The organism is Gudongella sp. QWL-04 (genome assembly GCF_058683975.1).
The window spans coordinates 1,020,367-1,036,406 of the sequence record NZ_CM178754.1 but is presented as its reverse complement, the minus strand read 5'-3'; the positions used below and the strand labels follow the sequence as shown (position 1 = coordinate 1,036,406).

Below are 16,040 nucleotides of genomic sequence, written 5' to 3'. Positions count from 1 at the left end.
GGACATGAAAAACAGCACAGCTAAATTTGTACCCTTATTAGTACTTTTACTTTTACTGAATTCTTCAATATTATTTGCCAGCCCTTTGGAGGAGTTGAATACTGACCGGCTGGCTATTTCACTTGTAATCGATACCTCTGGCAGTATGCTTAATACTGACCCGGATCTTTTAAGATCCCAGGTTGCTGATATTTTTATTGACCTCCTGAGTTCGGAGGATTACCTGGGGATCGTGACCTTCAACAGTCAGGTTGACCTTGTCGTGCCTATGACAAAGCTGGAGAGCCAGGTAGTTAGGGATGGCATGAAAGCTCAGTTGACTGGAAGACTCCAGGGAACGGGGGATACGGACTATACCTCTGCTCTTGCTGCTGCAAGTAAACAGCTTGAGGAGCTGTATGTTGCAAATATTAGAAAGCAGATCATATTTCTTACAGATGGCAGGCCTGATCCTGATCCAATCAATATTACCGCAAATCCAGTTAGGATGAATGAGTATATGACAGGCCTGTGGAATGAGGTAGCAGTGATATCTGAGAATGAATTTCCTGTATATTCAATTGGCTTTAGTGAAGGTATAGATGTTGAGGTGCTGAACAGACTGGCTGCAGATACTGGCGGAGACGTCAGGATATACAAAGATTCCGCAGAGCTGGATGCCAATTTGATCCAGGTCCTGAAATCCAGAGATCTCCTTATTAAAGAGCTACTGGCTCCTGCAATAATCCAGTCATCAAACCTTAAGCCTGTTCTAAACAATGAGTTTTGGCCAAAAACTGAGGGATATCGCCTTGGTGAGTTCGAAACAGCTGTTGCATCAATTATGATAGGCAATCAATCTGTTGCGCACGGGCTTTATCTTAAAGTAGAAAAGATAGAACTGGTAATTGAACGAGAGGGAGGTATCATTGAGGCTTTGGAGCTGTTTGACAATGGACTTCCTGCAAATGATGATGTACGTGCTGGGGATGGAAGATGGTCCAACAGGATTATATTTGCTGAGGAATTTAAGGGAAAGGCAACACTTCACGCCAAGCTGGAATACAAGGGAGAACCCTATGAACTGACTCGTGAGTTGGGAGATATTATGGTTGCAAAGCCAGGTTCAGTAGCCATATCTCAGAAAACAAGTAATATTTGGGTTAGAATGGGCGATACAGCAATATTTCCAGTTACTATAGAAAATCGTTCACCTTTTAAAGAGGTCGTTACAGTTGCTATATCAGATGGAGAGGGTTCTTTGAAATCAAATCAAATTGAAACTGCTCCCGGGTCAGTTCTAGATACTAATATACTGATAGATCTTCCTGAAGAAGCAGAAAAGGGAATATACGATTATTCCTTTAGCTTTGGGACACTTTATCCTGAAACTGATGTAATCAATGGATCAGCCTCGTATAAGCTAGAAGCGGTTGGTTTACTTGGCAGTCTTGTAAAAAGAGCTCAGGAGAACCTGTTGACGCTTGCTGTTTTAGGCTTGATATTTATTGTTTTTCCTTTATTTATTTATATTTTTGGATTGTTGCTGTATGGGATGTTGATATCTCCGTCATCAAAGCTTAGAGGTACTCTCCAGATATGGAGGGAGGATCAACCTGAGACTAAGAAGGAGTTGGGGCTTAGGAAGCTTAAAAGGGAGTCGATCATACTAAGCTTTGATAAGACAAGTAAGGCTCAGGAATACCTTGAGAGCGATAGGTTCAAATATGATATAGTCATCCAAAGAAAAATGCTTATTGAAGGCAAGAAATTCCTTCTCGGTTGGAAGAGGTTATTCTCCAAGAAAGCCATTGCTTATACTGTAGTTTCCTGTACAATGCCTGGGATAATTGAGAATAAGGGTGGAATATCGACAGAAATCAAGCTTTACGATGGTGATGAGTTTTCTTCTGGCGGTTATAGATTCCTTTACAGTGCAGATAAAAAGGGCAAAAGAAAAGAGGATGAGGCAGGAAGGGATATTCTGGAGGGGAGGACCAATGGAATATAGTCTTGTTGTAAATGGAGAGGTCATCCTTGACAAGCTGAAGCTTGCAGATAATTATGCTAAGAGATTGAGAGGCCTTCTTGGTATGAACTCGCTTTCTCAAGGAGAAGGGCTTATAATACGACCCTGTAATTCGATCCACACTTACAGGATGAAATTCGCCATCGATGTTTTGTATGTTGATAAGAAAAACATCGTGCTTAAGGTAGTTGACTCAATAAAGCCTGACAGACTTGGTCCTCTTATCCTGAAATCTGCCTATGTTATCGAAGCATCTGCAGGAGTATTTCGAGGTAAGGTTAAGGAAGGGGACAGGGTGCATGTTGTTCCGAATGAGTAGCGACCTGCGGTCGCAAGATAAGAGACAAGAACTAAGAGCTAAGAAAAAACCAGATCCTTTGTAGTACTCTGAATGGAGCTGCCATCCTGAGTGCAACGAAGGATCTGTTTTTCATTGTCAATTGTCAATTGTCAATTGTCCATTGTCAATTATTTAAATAGCCCTTTCGTGATCCCGCCAAGCAATCCTCTGGCGATCTTTCTGCCAATATCGCCAGTAACTGTATTCATGGTGGTTTTAGCAACCTTGCCGAGAGGATTATTCTTCCAGGCTTTTTCTTTTTCCTTTTCTTCAGCTATTTGTTTTTTCTCCTCTTCCTTACGAGCTTTTTCAGCAGCCTTTTCTTCAGCAAGTCTTTGCTTTTCCAGTTCCTTTTGTTCCTTCTCGAGGCGTTTTTGCTCCTCGGCTTCCTTTTCCTCAGCCATTCTTTGTTCGACCTTGCTTTGGAGAAGCTCATAGGCTGATTCTCTGTCAACCAGCTCAGAGTATTTTGTTCCCATAGGAGAGGAGAGTATCAGACTGCTTCTCTTTTCGGGGGTAATAGTACCCATAAGGCTCTTCGGAGGTGATATTAATGCTCTCTCGACGATGGAAGGTCTTCCTTCTGTATCAAGGAAGGATACAAGTGCTTCTCCGGTCTTAAGCTCAGTGATGACATCCTCGACTTTAAAGGCTGGATTTTGTCTGAAGGTGTCGGCTGCAGACTTAACTGCTCTTTCATCTCGAGGCGTGTAGGCTCTTAGAGCATGCTGGACTCTGTTGCCAAGCTGGCCGAGAACCTTATCAGGAATATCTATCGGATTTTGGGTTATAAAGAATACTCCGACGCCCTTGGAACGGATAAGCCTTACTACCTGCTCGATTTTTTCCATCAGTACTCTTGGAGCATTCTCGAACAAAAGATGAGCTTCGTCAAAGAAAAATACTATCTTAGGCTGAGGAAGATCTCCAACCTCGGGAAGCTCCTCAAACAGCTCAGAAAGCATCCAAAGAAGGAATGTGGAGTATAGAGTAGGTGAGTGGAACAACTTCTCAGCAGCAAGGATATTGATCATACCCTTACCTGTATGGTCAGTCATCATGAAGTCCCTTATATCAAGTGCAGGCTCTCCGAAAAAGATATTTCCTCCCTGATCCTCAAGCCTTAGAAGTGACCTTTGGATTGCTCCTATCGATTGTGCAGATACATTGCCATACTCCAAGGTAATATTCTTCGCGTTTTCTCCAACATACTGTAGCATGGATCTGAGGTCCTTAAGGTCTATAAGGAGCAGGCCCATATCGTCAGCAAGTCTGAAAACTATTGAAAGAACTCCTTCTTGCGTGTCATTAAGTCCAAGCAGTCTCGAAAGAAGTAGAGGTCCCATTTCACTTATTGTAGTTCTAACTGGATGACCTAGCTCACCAAATACATCCCACAATCTTACAGGGTAGGATTGATAAATGAAGTTATCCAGACCAATAAAATCGACTCTTTCCTTTAGCTTGGGGTTTTCAGTGCCTGGCTCTGCAAGGCTGGCCAAATCCCCCTTTACGTCAGCAAGAAATACAGGCACTCCAATAGAGCTGAAATGCTCAGCCATGACCTTTAGTGTTATGGTCTTACCTGTACCGGTGGCTCCGGCAATAAGACCGTGCCTGTTGCTCATTCTTGATAGAAGCTCGACCTTGTTTTCACCTTTTCCAATTACGAAGCTGTAGCCTTCTGTCATACGATCCCTCCTTAAACCCTTTTCTTAATTGTATTACAGCAATTGCCAATTATCAAATAAAAAGAAGCTACCTGAGGTAGCCTCTTGTTAGTGCTTGACGACCTTAGGCAGCGCCTTTGCTCTAAGTATCCAGTTTTCAACCTGCTTTTGAGCTGGTAATCCTCTTACAAGATTCTTTTCTGCATTAACTTCCTTCATCTTCTTAAGAAGAGTATCTGCTTTTCTTGTTGCAAGCTCTGGGACTGAATCTACTCCTGCTGCTTCGAGAACTTCAGCATACTGTGGTCCGATACCCTTGACTCTGTAAAGATCGCAATGGTTGACCCACGTAAGTATGAGCTTTTCACTTATGCCTGTTTCTTTGGCCAGCTTAGTTCTGCCTTTTTTATCTGCTGCAGCTTCCAGTAGCTGCTCCGTTTTCGCTATTCCCGCCTCGACAAGCTTTGCTGCATAAGCTGCTCCGATGCCTTGAATTGCCTCAATTTTTGCCATAATATACCCCCTTCGCCTATTTGTTACTCAATTTATACCACAAATTTGCAGTTTCTAACATTTAACCAAAATTATTGTCATTTCAGCTTAACATTTGTTATAATTCCCTTGGAGGGATAGATATGACGAAATTCACAAAGGAATTCCTGATTCCTTACTTTGATACCGATCCAAAGGGAATATTAAGGCCTGAAATAGTCCTTTCATATATGGCGGAGACATCGTCCTGGCATAGCGACAGCCTGGGGGTAGGGCACAAGCTCCTTAATGCAAATGGCTATGGCTGGATGCTGAACAGATGGGAGGCAGAATTCATTAAGCTTCCCCAAGCAAAGGAAAAAGTAATTATAAGGACCTGGACATCAAGTTTTGATAGGTTCTATGCTACAAGAGAATTCAACATGGAGGACGATGATGGGAACCTCCTGGCAAAGGCAAGCACCCAATGGATATTCCTCGATATGAAGAAAAAGAGACCCATAAGGATCCCCAAAGAGATCCAGGAGAAATACAGCTTCATTGAAGAGCATGGCTTTGATGGGTATACAGATCTTAAGCCTATGGATGCAATAGAAGGAAGGACTATCTCAACGAGAAAAAGCGATATCGACAACAACAATCACGTAAATAATATCAGGTACATCGAGTGGATGCTTGAGCAGGTCCCTGAGGACGTGTTGGGGAATAAGGACCTAAAGAGACTGGCAGTCAACTACAAAAAGGAGGTACTCCTTGGCGACACTGTAAGGAGCAGCTTGGCAGTTGATCCTGTTAATGGGGTCCGTTTCCTTCATCTGATCTCTGTAGACGGGGAGACAAATGCCCTTGGAATGACGGAGTGGAAGTAAAAAAGGACCATTATAGGTCCTTTTTCTGGATTTTTCCGCTTTCATCAAGCATCATTTCAGTGATTTTGTCTAGTACAGGTACGTTGTCGACCTTGATGCACTCAAGTGTGTGTATCCTTTTTCCGATACCCTTACCAGCCTTATAATTGGCCTTCATGACCTTCATAAGGGATACGGGATGCTCTGGCTCCTTAAGGGAGACAAAGGCAGTATTTTCAACTGCTATGGCATCACCGATGAGCTTTTCGAAGTCAAGTCCGTCTATGCCTGGGATAAGGAAGAATTCAGCCTCAGCCTGAAGGTCTTCAAAGCCCTTGACCTGAATGCTTGGAAAGGCTGCCTTTGCAACCGCCATAAGGGATGCCATCAAAGGTCTTATGCCGGCTGAACGATGACCTGATACAACTATTGATTCCTTTCTCATTATGGCGTCCTCGATATATTGTCCCTGTTCCTCTGTCATAAAGCCTTGGGATACGAACTTTGCAATCATTGGATTCATAATATCACTCCTCATATATGATTATGGATATATTGTATCACCATGGATTGAAATATTAAAGTACTTAAGGTACTTTACAAAAAATATTGTTTAGGCTTTTAACTGAAGATTGGAGGTAAGGTGATGGAAAATAAAGGTGCAAAGATGGAAAGAAGAAAGAAGATTGCTCTTATAGCTCATGATAACATGAAGAAGGAGCTTATACAGTGGGTTGGGGAGAGGAAGGACATTCTGGAAAAGCATCAGCTTATGGGAACCGGAACTACAGCAAGGCTTATTGAGGGAAAGACAGGACTGAGGGTTAAGGGCTATAAGTCGGGACCAATGGGTGGAGATCAACAAATAGGTGCCAGGATAGCAGAGGGAGAGATCGACTTTATGATATTCTTCTGGGATCCCTTGGAAGCGCAGCCTCATGATCCGGATGTAAAGGCTCTTTTAAGGATAGCTGTACTTTACGATATCCCTGTGGCAAACAACAGAGCTACTGCTGATTTTCTACTTTCATCACCTTTAATGGATGAGGAATACGAAAGAAGAGTATATGATTTCGAGGGTGCATTGAAGGACAGAGTAAAGCTTTTTGACAAATAACAAATTAATTAAATAATTAGTTAATTTACAAAATTACCCTTGCAAAATGGGTATTTTAGTGTTATTATTGACTTGAGCTTTAATTCAGTAGTGATAACACAGTAACAATATTTTGGTTGGCCTTATCGGATCATAACTCAAATTTATTGTTTTACGGTTACATGAATTAAAGAAATAAATTTTGGAGGTTATGAAATGAAGGGTACAGTAAAATGGTTCAACGCAGAAAAAGGATTTGGATTTATTACTACTGAACAAGGAAACGACGTTTTCGCACACTACTCACAAATCCGTAAAGATGGCTTTAAGACTCTTGAAGAAGGACAAGCTGTTGAGTTCAACGTAGTTGAAGGACAAAAAGGCTTGCAAGCTGAAGAAATAACAATACTTTAATTTAAGCCTCTAAACCTCCCGCAACAGGGAGGTTTTCTATTATGTGGAGAAAACTATGAATAAAGGAGAAATCGAATGAGTGAGCATTTAGCAGTAGCAGTGGTAAACGGCAAGGAAATAACAAGAGGGGATGTAATGAAGTTTCTAAACGAAATGGGTCCTCAAATGGCAATGCAGTTTCAATCACCTGAGGGTATAAATAGAGTCATAGATGAAATGGTTAACCAAGAGCTTCTTTACTTGGATGCAATTGAGAACGACTTTGAAAAGGAAGAGGAGTTTGATCAGGTGCTGCAGGCAACTAAGATAAGTCTTTTGAAGGGATATGCATTTAATAAGCTTATAACCGGAGTAACTGCTGAAGAAGAGGAGCTTAAAAATTATTTTGCTGAAAACAAACACCTTTTCAACCAGCCTGAGATGGTCAAGGCCAGCCATATCCTGGTAGCTGACGAGAACAGAGCGAAGGAGATAGTAGAGGAGCTAAAGGGCGGCATTAGCTTCGAGGATGCTGCAAAGAGCTACTCAAGCTGCCCTTCCAGTGAGGTTGGAGGAGCATTGGGCGAGTTCGGAAGAGGACAGATGGTTCCTGAGTTCGAGGAAGCTGCCTTCAATATGGAGCTTGGAGAAATTTCAGATCCTGTTAAGACCCAATTTGGATATCACATTATAAGGCTTGACGAGAGAAACGAAGCCAGAGATGCCTCATTCGAGGATTCTAGGGAAGAAGTAGAAAAGCAGGTCATCCTTAGAAAACAAGAAACGAGATATATGGAAAAGATCAATAGCCTTAAGGAAGTTTATAAGGTGGAGATTAAGTAATTCACAATTTTCAGTTCACATTTCACAATTTGTTGTCATCCCGACTGTAATGGAGGGATCTCATAGAAGTTGGAATGTTGGAAGAGTTGGAAAAAAAGTAGGGACGACCATAGGTCGACCCTACTTATTGAATTTCACTATTCACTATTCACTGCTAACTATTCACTATCATTTGTCATCTATATGCTCTAAAATACTGCTCCGGATATCTATATTTGATTCCCTGCTTATGAAGGTTGTTCAGGACCCAATTTGGATTTCTCAGGATCTCTCTGCCTAAGGCAACCAGATCAGCCTTTTCACTGCAAAGTATAAATTCTACCGTTTGAATATCCTCAATCAGTCCAACTGCGATGGTAGGAATGTTGCACTCCTTCTTTATCTTCTCAGCAAACTTTACCTGATACCCAGGGTAAAGCTCCATATCCGCAGGCACCAGGCCTCCTGAGCTGACATGGATCATATCCAGCCTGTCCTTTACAAGATCTACAATTTCACAGATCATATCACCGTCGATTCCGCCCTCTGCGTAGTCGGTAGCCGATACTCTGAGTATAAGCGGTTTTTCCTCAGGCCAGACCTCTTTTACTGCATCGATTATCTCTGACAGCAGTCTTACTCTGTTGCCTAGACTTCCACCATATCGATCTGTTCTCTTGTTGGTCAGAGGAGAGAGGAATTCATGGATAAGGTACCCGTGAGCACCATGGATCTCAAGAAGGTCGTATCCAGCCTTAAGAGCTCTTTCGGCTGCTTTTTTAAAGCCCGACACTACCTCTTTTATGTCCTCAGCGTTCATTTCCCTAGGCACAGCGTACTGGTCGTCATATGCAAAAGAGGAGGGACCTATTATATCCTCATCGCTGACAGCACATTTTCTGCCAGCGTGGGCCAGCTGTATGCCTGATCTGGCTCCGTGACTCCTTACGATATCGACAAGCTCCTTAAGCCCCTCGATATGCTCATCAGACCATATCCCAAGATCCTTATCCGATATCCTGCCTCTTGGCTCTACTGCAGTAGCTTCCTGTATAACAAGGGCAGTTCCGCCATAGGCTCGTGCCCCGTAGTGCATCCTGTGGAATTCCTTGACAATGCCTGTGTCATCCGATGAGTACATGCACATTGGCGGCATGACTATCCTGTTTCTAAGCTCCATATCCTTTATATTGAAGCCTTCAAATACTTTCATTTAATCACCTCGAATTTATTTATACCACAAAAATAATATCACTAACATCTATATGAGGGACCTATAGTCTATTGAATAAATAAGGTAAAATGTGGTATTAATAGTGTATGAGAATCATTACATAACATCAACGGAGGTGATCTTTTGTTTTCCGGTCTATTGGCAAAATATTTCACTAAGCAGAAAATGATGAGAACGGTCATCGTATCCCTCATCCCAATCATGGCAGCGGCTACATATTTCTTTGGTTTACGGGTATTATTGTTATTTCTTGTAGTGCATGCCTTCGGTATTGGCACAGAGTATATCTATGAGAAGAAAAACAAAAAGAAGATTTCAGAGGCTATTTTTGTGACCTGTATCCTCTACACCATGACTCTTCCGCCATCAACTCCTTTTTGGATTGCTGCGGTAGGGATTGTTTTTGGCGTATTCTTCGGCAAGATGGTATTTGGAGGCTTCGGGAAAAATATTTTCAACCCGGCTTTGGTAGGCAGGGCTTTTATTTATGTTTCCTTCCCGGAACCACTGACCATACATTGGACAAGTGTATCTACAGGCTTCCCCGGAGGATTTGGAACCTATCTCAACGAGACAGTGGAGATGGTATCTAGTGCTACTCCAATGCTGGCGTATAGGGACTCCGGCGCAATGGAGCCGATATTTAACCTCCTACTCGGGAATATATCAGGCTCGATTGGAGAAACCAGCGCCATTCTCATAATCCTTGCAGGAGCTTATCTGATCTACAAGAAGGTAGCTTCCTGGGAGACTATGGCAGGCTGTATTACCGGCTTCCTGGTGTTGAGCACTGCTCTTTTCATGGCAGGTATCCAGCAGGTTCCAAACCCAATGTTTGGCCTTTTGGCAGGTGGTCTATTGTTTGGAACTGTATTTATGGCAACAGATCCTGTTTCCTCACCTAAAACCAAGGAGGGTAGGTGGATATATGGGATACTGATAGGTGTTGTAACCGTCATAATAAGAGGCTTTGCACTTTTTGCAGGTGGAGTAATGTTTGCGATCCTTATTGGCAATACCTTTGCTCCAATAATCGATGAGGCAGTAAATGCATATAAGAAGAATAAGAAAGTGAAGGCAGCTGAAAAGAAAGAGGTGACAGCATGAAAAAGTCATTTCTTTACCCAATAGTATTCATGTCACTATTGACAGCGATTTTTACCTTTATTCTGGCTTTCATGGAGTTTGGGACAGCAGAAAGGGTCCAACAGAATATGGAGCTTGAGCTCCAAAGAAAGATACTGTATGTTTTCAATATTCCTGTTGTAGACAACAGCGCAGAGGTTGTAAACGCAGTATTCGAGGATAAGATAACCCAGGATGGAGATGTATTTATTTACAAAGAAGACGGACAGACCGTCGGGTATGCATTTCCTGCAGAGGGTCCCGGGTTATGGGGCGGCATAGAGACGTATGTGGGGATCTCTGAGGATTACAGTACGATCCTGGGGCTGGCAATAATAGCGCAAAATGAGACGCCAGGTCTTGGGGGTCGTATAGGAGAAGAGGAGTTCCTGGGGCAATTCAGGGATCTGGACGTGTCCAGTGCTTCAGAGGGTGGTTACATAACCTACAGACCGGTAGCAGGCGGCAATGTTGATGCTGTCGCTGGTGCAACATTGACATCAAAGTCAGTTTCAACATTTCTCAACGAAGATATCCATAACTTCCTGGCTGAGAGAAAGGGGGAATAGACCATGGCAAAGCAAACCGCAAAAAACATACTATCTATGGGGCTATGGGTCGATAACCCTGTATTCAGGCAGCTGATCGGAATCTGTTCAGCCTTGGCAGTAACAAACCTTATGCTGAATTCCCTTGTAATGGGGATAGGACTTACATTTGTAACGGCACTATCGTCCTTCACGATATCAGCAATAAGGCAGTTTACACCTAAGCATATCAGAATGATGGTCCAGGTACTTATAATCGCTGCTTACGTAATTATGGTTGACATCTACCTTAAGGCGTTCATGCCTGAGCTTAGCAAGGCACTTGGTCCATATGTAGGACTTATTATAACAAACTGTATCATTATGGGAAGAGCTGAAGCCTATGCTCAAAAGAACAAACCGATCCCCTCGTTCATTGATGGGATAGCAAATGGTCTTGGCTACACGGCTGTACTTCTATTCATTGCCTTCTTCAGGGAGCTTATGGGCTTTGGAACCTTATTTGGAATAAGAATTTTGGGAGACTGGTGGACATCATGGACGATCATGATAATGCCACCAAGTGCATTCTTCCTACTGGCAATAGTTATCTGGATCACTCACAACATTCAGGATAAGAAGAGCAAGGAGGTGGCTAAATCATGATAGATGTAAACCCAATAGTTATATTTATAGCGGCGATATTCACAAACAACATGATATTGTCCAATTTCCTGGGAATGTGCTCTTTCATTGCTGTTTCCAAGGAAATCAATACATCCCTTGGTCTTGGTCAGGCAGTAACTTTCGTTCTGGCTGGAACTACCGTTATCAACTATCTGGTATATGAATATATCCTTGTACCCTTTAATCTTGAGTTTCTAAGATTTATTGTGTTCATCATCAGTATAGCTGCCTTTGTACAGCTTATTGAAATGATCCTTGAGAGGTATATACCTAACCTTTACTATGCACTCGGTATATTCCTTCCATTGATAACAGTCAACTGTGCAATACTTGGAGTTTCTTTGTTCATGGTAATAAGACAGTATACTTTCCTGCAATCCTTCGGTTTTGCAGTTGGTTCAGGGATTGGGTGGACGATGGCTATCGTTGCTCTTGCAGGTATCAGGCAAAGACTAAAAAGATCGAGCGTCCCTAAGGGTCTTGAGGGACCTGGAATTACCCTGATAATAACCGGTATCATGGCTCTTGCCTTCATCGGATTCTCAGGGATAGTTCAGATATCATAAGGGGGGATCGATTTGGACAATATTTTGATCTCAACCGCGTTTATCACAGTTATAACTGCATTATTTGCTGTACTCCTTACAATTGCCGACAGGACAATAAATAACTATGGAATCGTAAAGCTTACAATCAACGATGAAAAAGAATACGACATTGAGGGTGGCTCTTCACTATTAGCATCTCTTACTGCTGAAAAGATCTTTATACCCTCTGCATGTGGTGGAAAAGCCACATGTGGATATTGCAAGGTTAAGATCCTCGATGGAGGAGGTCCTGTACTGGCAACCGAGTTGCCCTTTCTTTCAGAGGATGAGGTGACAGATCATGTAAGGCTTTCCTGCCAGTGCAAGGTGAAGCAGGACATAAAGATCGAAATACCTGAGGAGCTTTTCAACGTCAAGGAGTTTGAGACGACTGTCATTGACATCGTAGACCTTACGGATACTATCAAGAAGCTCAGGTTCCAGCTTCCCGAGGGAGAGGAGTTCAATTTCAAGCCAGGTCAGTACGTACAGCTTAAAGCTCCGTTGTATGAAGGAAATGATGAAGAGGTCTACAGAGCCTACTCGATCGCTTCCTCGCCTACAGAACAGGGGTACTTCGAGCTTGTCATCGGCTATGTTCCAGAGGGTATTGCAACGACCTATGTGCACCATCACCTTGAGGTAGGCAACAAGGTCCTAATAAATGGGCCTTTCGGAGAATTTTACTATCAGGATACCGATAGGGATATGGTTATGGTTGCTACAGGAACAGGGGTAGCTCCCATTCTTTCCATACTGAACTACATGCGGACAAACGACATCAAGCGAAAGGCTACATTCTATTTCGGTGCCAAGACTACCAGCGACCTCTTTATGTTGGATTATTTCAAGGAACTTGAGGAGACCTTGTATGACTTTACATTCGTTCCTACTCTGTCAAGAGTATCCGAGGGTGAGGTTTGGGAGGGCCAAAAGGGCAGGGTCAACAATGCTATCGATAAGCTGCTTGATACAGGTGAGAACAAAGAGGCTTACCTCTGTGGAAACGCTGCAATGATAGACAGTGTGGTAACATCTCTCATGAATAAGGGAATGCCTGAGGCGCTAATATTCTACGATAAATTCTAAAAGGGTCCCCCTAAAATCGGGGGACTTTATAATGCCTGGAATGCAGTGATATGATATAATCATCTTAGATCCTAAGGGGAGGGTAAAGATGAAACTGGAACTGTTTGATTTTATTGACAAGACCCTGGAGCTTATTGAAGGGAAATCTGAAGTACTCAACAGAGTTGCCGGTGAGCTGGAGAAATTCTTCAATGACAGTCTTTTTATTAAGGACCATTTTTTGAATGTAAACTACAGGATAAAATCTGCTGAAAGTCTTAAGGAAAAGATTCTGAGACACAACTTTTACATGAAGTATGATTCTCCTGAGAGCCTTGTTGAGGACCTGTCAGACCTTATCGGTTTTCGTATAGAGTGCCGGTTTATCGAGGATGAAGCTAAGATATATCAGGATATTCTAAGACTTTTCAGCCTTCAGCAGGAGGGAGGATATTACTCCAACCCACTTAATGAAAGCATATCCCTTAATCTAGAAGAGAAACAGCCGCAGATCCAGAAGAATGGATTTGAGATATACAAGATCGACGGCAGGTATGAGAAGGATGGGATAGTTGTAAACTTTGAGCTTCAGATAAAGTCCATGGTTAACGTATTTTGGGGAGACATCGACCACAGGGTATTGTACAAGAACTTTAACTATATGCTTACTGAGGACTTCTTCAGGGATATCATGTCGTCGATCAAAGATAATCTGACCATGATCGACAGGCAGCTTATGCTTATATACAATCATTTAAGCAGTATGGATGCCAGCTCTACTCCTACTAAGAAGGCGCAGCTAAAAAGCCTTCTTTCAAAGACGATCCACGACATATACATAGTAAAGGTACGTCAGGAGGTAGGTTTCGTACTTGATTTCAAGAAATCCAGCGACGTAATAGTCAACTTTATTTTTTCCAGGTCTGAGGACGGAAACGGCAGCTATTCCGAAAGCTTTCTGAGGATATTGAACAGGCTGAACGACATAGGAAAGCGGGCTATAGATTTCAACACCTATATAGATTTTGAACGTGAGATTTTTTATAATGATGATTTCACGAGAAAACTTGGAAGCAGGATCCTTCAGGTCATAAATCGGGACTTCAGATGGAATCTGTTTTTTAAGATAATTTTTGAAATAGAGGAAGGCACCAGAGCAGAAGATTTCGAGGGCTTTATGCACTATCTGAGATACAGCTTCCAGGATATCATAAGACGAGCTATGGAAGGTATGAGACTGAATGATGAAGAGAAACTTGAAATGGAAGCTCAGCTTATGGAATTTATCTATGAGGCATTTAAGGATGAGGCAAGCATCGACTTTATCAATCTGGTAACTATCCAGGGCTTGGGGAATCAGCTATTGCACCTGATTGGACCTATAAATGGATATGATGAATGGCTGGCAAAAAGAAAAGACGTTAAGAACCAGATATTAGCTTATCAATATCACTATTAAAAAAATAGAGTGAGTTTTATTGGAAATTGGGTAAAACAATATCAAATAAATCAAAAAGAGGTGTTTACATGTATAAGGAAGAGTTGGATGTAATAAAACAAGCCATTTTGAATGAGGTAGAAGGCTACGAATTCTACAAACTGGCTTCTGAAAAAGCAATTTCTGGAGGCAGTAAGGAAGCATTTCTGGAGCTTGCCAATGAGGAACTCAAGCATGTAGAGTATCTAAAGCAGCTATTCAATAAAATCAAGGAGAATCCTTCGGAGGATTTTGAATTGGCATTCAACACAGAGCTGCCTTCGCCGGGAATATATAAATGGGAAAAGATGGACGTAGATATGATTGCTCTGGCTATGTCAGTTTTCGGTATTGGGATGCAAATGGAGAAGGACTCTATTGAGTTCTACAGAAAAGCTAAAGAAAACACAAAATTCGAAGCTGCCGCGAATCTATACGATACATTGATCAAGTGGGAATACGTACACTTGAACCAATTCACTGAGCAATATGATATGTATAGGAAAGATTGGTGGGACGAGCAAAACTTTGCACCGTATTAACAGCAAGATAACAGGGGCTTCCCTGTTATTTCTTTGTATGAAAGGATTGACATGAAATGACAGAATTAAAACAACTGGGAATTATCCTGCTATTACTTTGGATTGGACAAACCCTGCAGGGTTTGTTTGGTCTTGCGCTTCCGGGAAATGTCCTTGGCATGATGCTATTACTAATTCTCCTCGTAACTGGTGTTTTGAAGCTTGAGAATGTTGAAAGGGTGACAGAAGTTCTTCTGGGGCATTTGTCATTCTTATTCGTTCCCTCAATAGTAGGAGTGATGACAGTAGCTTATCTATTTAAGGGCAATGTGATCAAGATATTTATAATTATTTTCGTAAGCCTAATAGTTGTAATGGTCACCTCAGGAAGGACAGTACAATGGATGCTTCAAAGAAATGAAAAAAAAGGCGGTGACCAGATATGATCCAATACCTGGGTACCCCCGTTTTTGGAGTTGGGGTATCGATTCTTGCCTATTCTTTAGGGCTTTTAGTTGCAAAGAGAACACGACTGGCGATAATGAATCCTCTCCTAGTGGCTATGGTGATAGTAATAACTATCCTTACACTCTTGGGTGTGGATTATCAAACCTATAATAAAGGCGGTGCAATGATAACATTCTTCCTTGGACCTGCCACTGTTGTTCTTGCAGTCCCACTATATAGACAATGGGAGCTTCTAAAGAGCAACCTGATGCCTATTCTTGCAGGGATTGCAGTTGGGTCAGTTGCTGGTGTGGCATCCATCATAATACTTGGAAGACTGTTAAATCTCGATGCAGTTCTAGTAGCTTCCATGGTTCCAAAGTCAACAACTACGCCTATTGCAATAGAGATATCAGCAGTACTGGGCGGCAATCCGTCACTGACTGCTACTTTTGTCTCGATTACAGGGATATCAGGCTTTATTGCCGGGATTAAAATAATCGATGCCTTTGGTATTAGAAACCCGATTGCCAAGGGTATAGCCATGGGGACCGCATCACATGCAGTAGGTACTGCGAAGGCAATGGAGGTAGGAGAGGTTGAGGGAGCGATGAGTTCCTTATCCATAGGGGTAGCAGGAATAATAACAGTTTTTCTGATACCGGTTATAATGTGGTTTCTTTAACATAAGGGGGTGT

Annotated in this window: 19 protein-coding genes; 15 read left to right on the top strand and 4 right to left on the bottom strand. The window is 42.2% G+C overall.

Annotation, left to right across the window (positions count from 1 at the left end; all coding sequences use genetic code 11):
* Positions 1–4 precede the first annotated feature (4 nt).
* Both AC4PHB_RS05325 and AC4PHB_RS05320 read left to right on the top strand, forming a co-directional pair.
* Positions 5–1,990, top strand: a complete 1,986-nt coding sequence (locus AC4PHB_RS05325; protein WP_492137587.1) for a VWA domain-containing protein — start codon at positions 5–7, stop codon at positions 1,988–1,990.
* Positions 1,980–2,327 carry a DUF192 domain-containing protein gene (locus AC4PHB_RS05320; RefSeq protein WP_492137586.1) on the top strand — a complete coding sequence of 116 codons (348 nt, stop codon included), beginning with the start codon at positions 1,980–1,982 and terminating at the stop codon, positions 2,325–2,327. The genes AC4PHB_RS05325 and AC4PHB_RS05320 overlap by 11 nt, the downstream gene beginning before the upstream one ends.
* Before the next feature lie 149 nt (positions 2,328–2,476).
* Here AC4PHB_RS05320 and AC4PHB_RS05315 read toward each other — a convergent pair whose 3' ends face one another.
* The gene (locus AC4PHB_RS05315) at positions 2,477–4,039 is read right to left on the bottom strand and encodes a helicase HerA-like domain-containing protein (protein ID WP_492137585.1); all 1,563 of its coding nucleotides are present in this window, start codon (positions 4,037–4,039) and stop codon (positions 2,477–2,479) included.
* An 87-nt stretch (positions 4,040–4,126) separates the two neighbouring features.
* A complete protein-coding gene (locus tag AC4PHB_RS05310) occupies positions 4,127–4,531 on the bottom strand; it encodes a DUF4332 domain-containing protein (RefSeq protein ID WP_492137584.1) in 405 nt (134 codons plus the stop codon).
* A 122-nt stretch (positions 4,532–4,653) separates the two neighbouring features.
* Here AC4PHB_RS05310 and AC4PHB_RS05305 point away from each other — a divergent pair, with 122 nt between their 5' ends.
* On the top strand, positions 4,654–5,379 hold the full coding sequence (locus AC4PHB_RS05305; protein ID WP_492137583.1) for an acyl-[acyl-carrier-protein] thioesterase: 726 nt from the start codon (positions 4,654–4,656) through the stop codon (positions 5,377–5,379).
* Positions 5,380–5,389: 10 nt separating this feature from the next.
* On the opposite strand, the gene AC4PHB_RS05300 is transcribed toward AC4PHB_RS05305, so the two are convergent.
* Positions 5,390–5,881: a hypothetical protein gene (locus AC4PHB_RS05300; protein ID WP_492137582.1), complete on the bottom strand. Its 492-nt coding sequence runs from the start codon at positions 5,879–5,881 to the stop codon at positions 5,390–5,392.
* A gap of 123 nt (positions 5,882–6,004) precedes the next feature.
* On the opposite strand from AC4PHB_RS05300, the gene AC4PHB_RS05295 reads away from it, so the two are divergent.
* The 3 genes from AC4PHB_RS05295 (at position 6,005) to AC4PHB_RS05285 (ending at position 7,690) form a co-directional block, all read left to right on the top strand.
* The gene (locus AC4PHB_RS05295; RefSeq protein ID WP_492137581.1) at positions 6,005–6,475 is read left to right on the top strand and encodes a methylglyoxal synthase; all 471 of its coding nucleotides are present in this window, start codon (positions 6,005–6,007) and stop codon (positions 6,473–6,475) included.
* A 195-nt stretch (positions 6,476–6,670) separates the two neighbouring features.
* Positions 6,671–6,868, top strand: coding sequence for a cold-shock protein (locus AC4PHB_RS05290; RefSeq protein WP_492137580.1), 198 nt, complete (start codon positions 6,671–6,673; stop codon positions 6,866–6,868).
* 75 nt (positions 6,869–6,943) lie between these two features.
* Entirely contained in the window at positions 6,944–7,690 is a 747-nt protein-coding gene (locus AC4PHB_RS05285) for a peptidylprolyl isomerase (protein WP_492137579.1), read from the top strand.
* Positions 7,691–7,865: 175 nt separating this feature from the next.
* On the opposite strand, the gene namA is transcribed toward AC4PHB_RS05285, so the two are convergent.
* Positions 7,866–8,882 (bottom strand): NADPH dehydrogenase NamA, encoded by a 1,017-nt coding sequence (gene namA / locus AC4PHB_RS05280; RefSeq protein WP_492137578.1) that lies wholly within the window; start codon positions 8,880–8,882, stop codon positions 7,866–7,868.
* Between the two features lie 159 nt (positions 8,883–9,041).
* Here namA and AC4PHB_RS05275 point away from each other — a divergent pair, with 159 nt between their 5' ends.
* The 9 genes from AC4PHB_RS05275 to AC4PHB_RS05235 all read left to right on the top strand — a co-directional run bounded on the left by AC4PHB_RS05275 (position 9,042) and on the right by AC4PHB_RS05235 (position 16,027).
* Positions 9,042–10,010, top strand: a complete 969-nt coding sequence (locus tag AC4PHB_RS05275; RefSeq protein WP_492137577.1) for an RnfABCDGE type electron transport complex subunit D — start codon at positions 9,042–9,044, stop codon at positions 10,008–10,010.
* Positions 10,007–10,597, top strand: a complete 591-nt coding sequence (locus tag AC4PHB_RS05270) for an RnfABCDGE type electron transport complex subunit G (RefSeq protein ID WP_492137576.1) — start codon at positions 10,007–10,009, stop codon at positions 10,595–10,597. The genes AC4PHB_RS05275 and AC4PHB_RS05270 overlap by 4 nt, the downstream gene beginning before the upstream one ends.
* Before the next feature lie 3 nt (positions 10,598–10,600).
* Positions 10,601–11,221, top strand: a complete 621-nt coding sequence (locus AC4PHB_RS05265; RefSeq protein ID WP_333687805.1) for an NADH:ubiquinone reductase (Na(+)-transporting) subunit D — start codon at positions 10,601–10,603, stop codon at positions 11,219–11,221.
* A complete protein-coding gene (locus AC4PHB_RS05260; protein ID WP_492137575.1) occupies positions 11,218–11,808 on the top strand; it encodes an NADH:ubiquinone reductase (Na(+)-transporting) subunit E in 591 nt (196 codons plus the stop codon). The genes AC4PHB_RS05265 and AC4PHB_RS05260 overlap by 4 nt, the downstream gene beginning before the upstream one ends.
* A gap of 12 nt (positions 11,809–11,820) precedes the next feature.
* Positions 11,821–12,918, top strand: a complete 1,098-nt coding sequence (locus AC4PHB_RS05255) for an NADH:ubiquinone reductase (Na(+)-transporting) subunit F (RefSeq protein WP_492137574.1) — start codon at positions 11,821–11,823, stop codon at positions 12,916–12,918.
* An 88-nt stretch (positions 12,919–13,006) separates the two neighbouring features.
* Entirely contained in the window at positions 13,007–14,356 is a 1,350-nt protein-coding gene (locus tag AC4PHB_RS05250) for a GTP pyrophosphokinase (protein WP_492137573.1), read from the top strand.
* 68 nt (positions 14,357–14,424) lie between these two features.
* Positions 14,425–14,916, top strand: a complete 492-nt coding sequence (locus AC4PHB_RS05245; protein WP_492137572.1) for a ferritin family protein — start codon at positions 14,425–14,427, stop codon at positions 14,914–14,916.
* Positions 14,917–14,972: 56 nt separating this feature from the next.
* A complete protein-coding gene (locus tag AC4PHB_RS05240) occupies positions 14,973–15,341 on the top strand; it encodes a CidA/LrgA family protein (protein ID WP_492137571.1) in 369 nt (122 codons plus the stop codon).
* Positions 15,338–16,027, top strand: a complete 690-nt coding sequence (locus tag AC4PHB_RS05235; RefSeq protein ID WP_492137570.1) for an LrgB family protein — start codon at positions 15,338–15,340, stop codon at positions 16,025–16,027. The genes AC4PHB_RS05240 and AC4PHB_RS05235 overlap by 4 nt, the downstream gene beginning before the upstream one ends.
* Positions 16,028–16,040 lie beyond the last annotated feature (13 nt).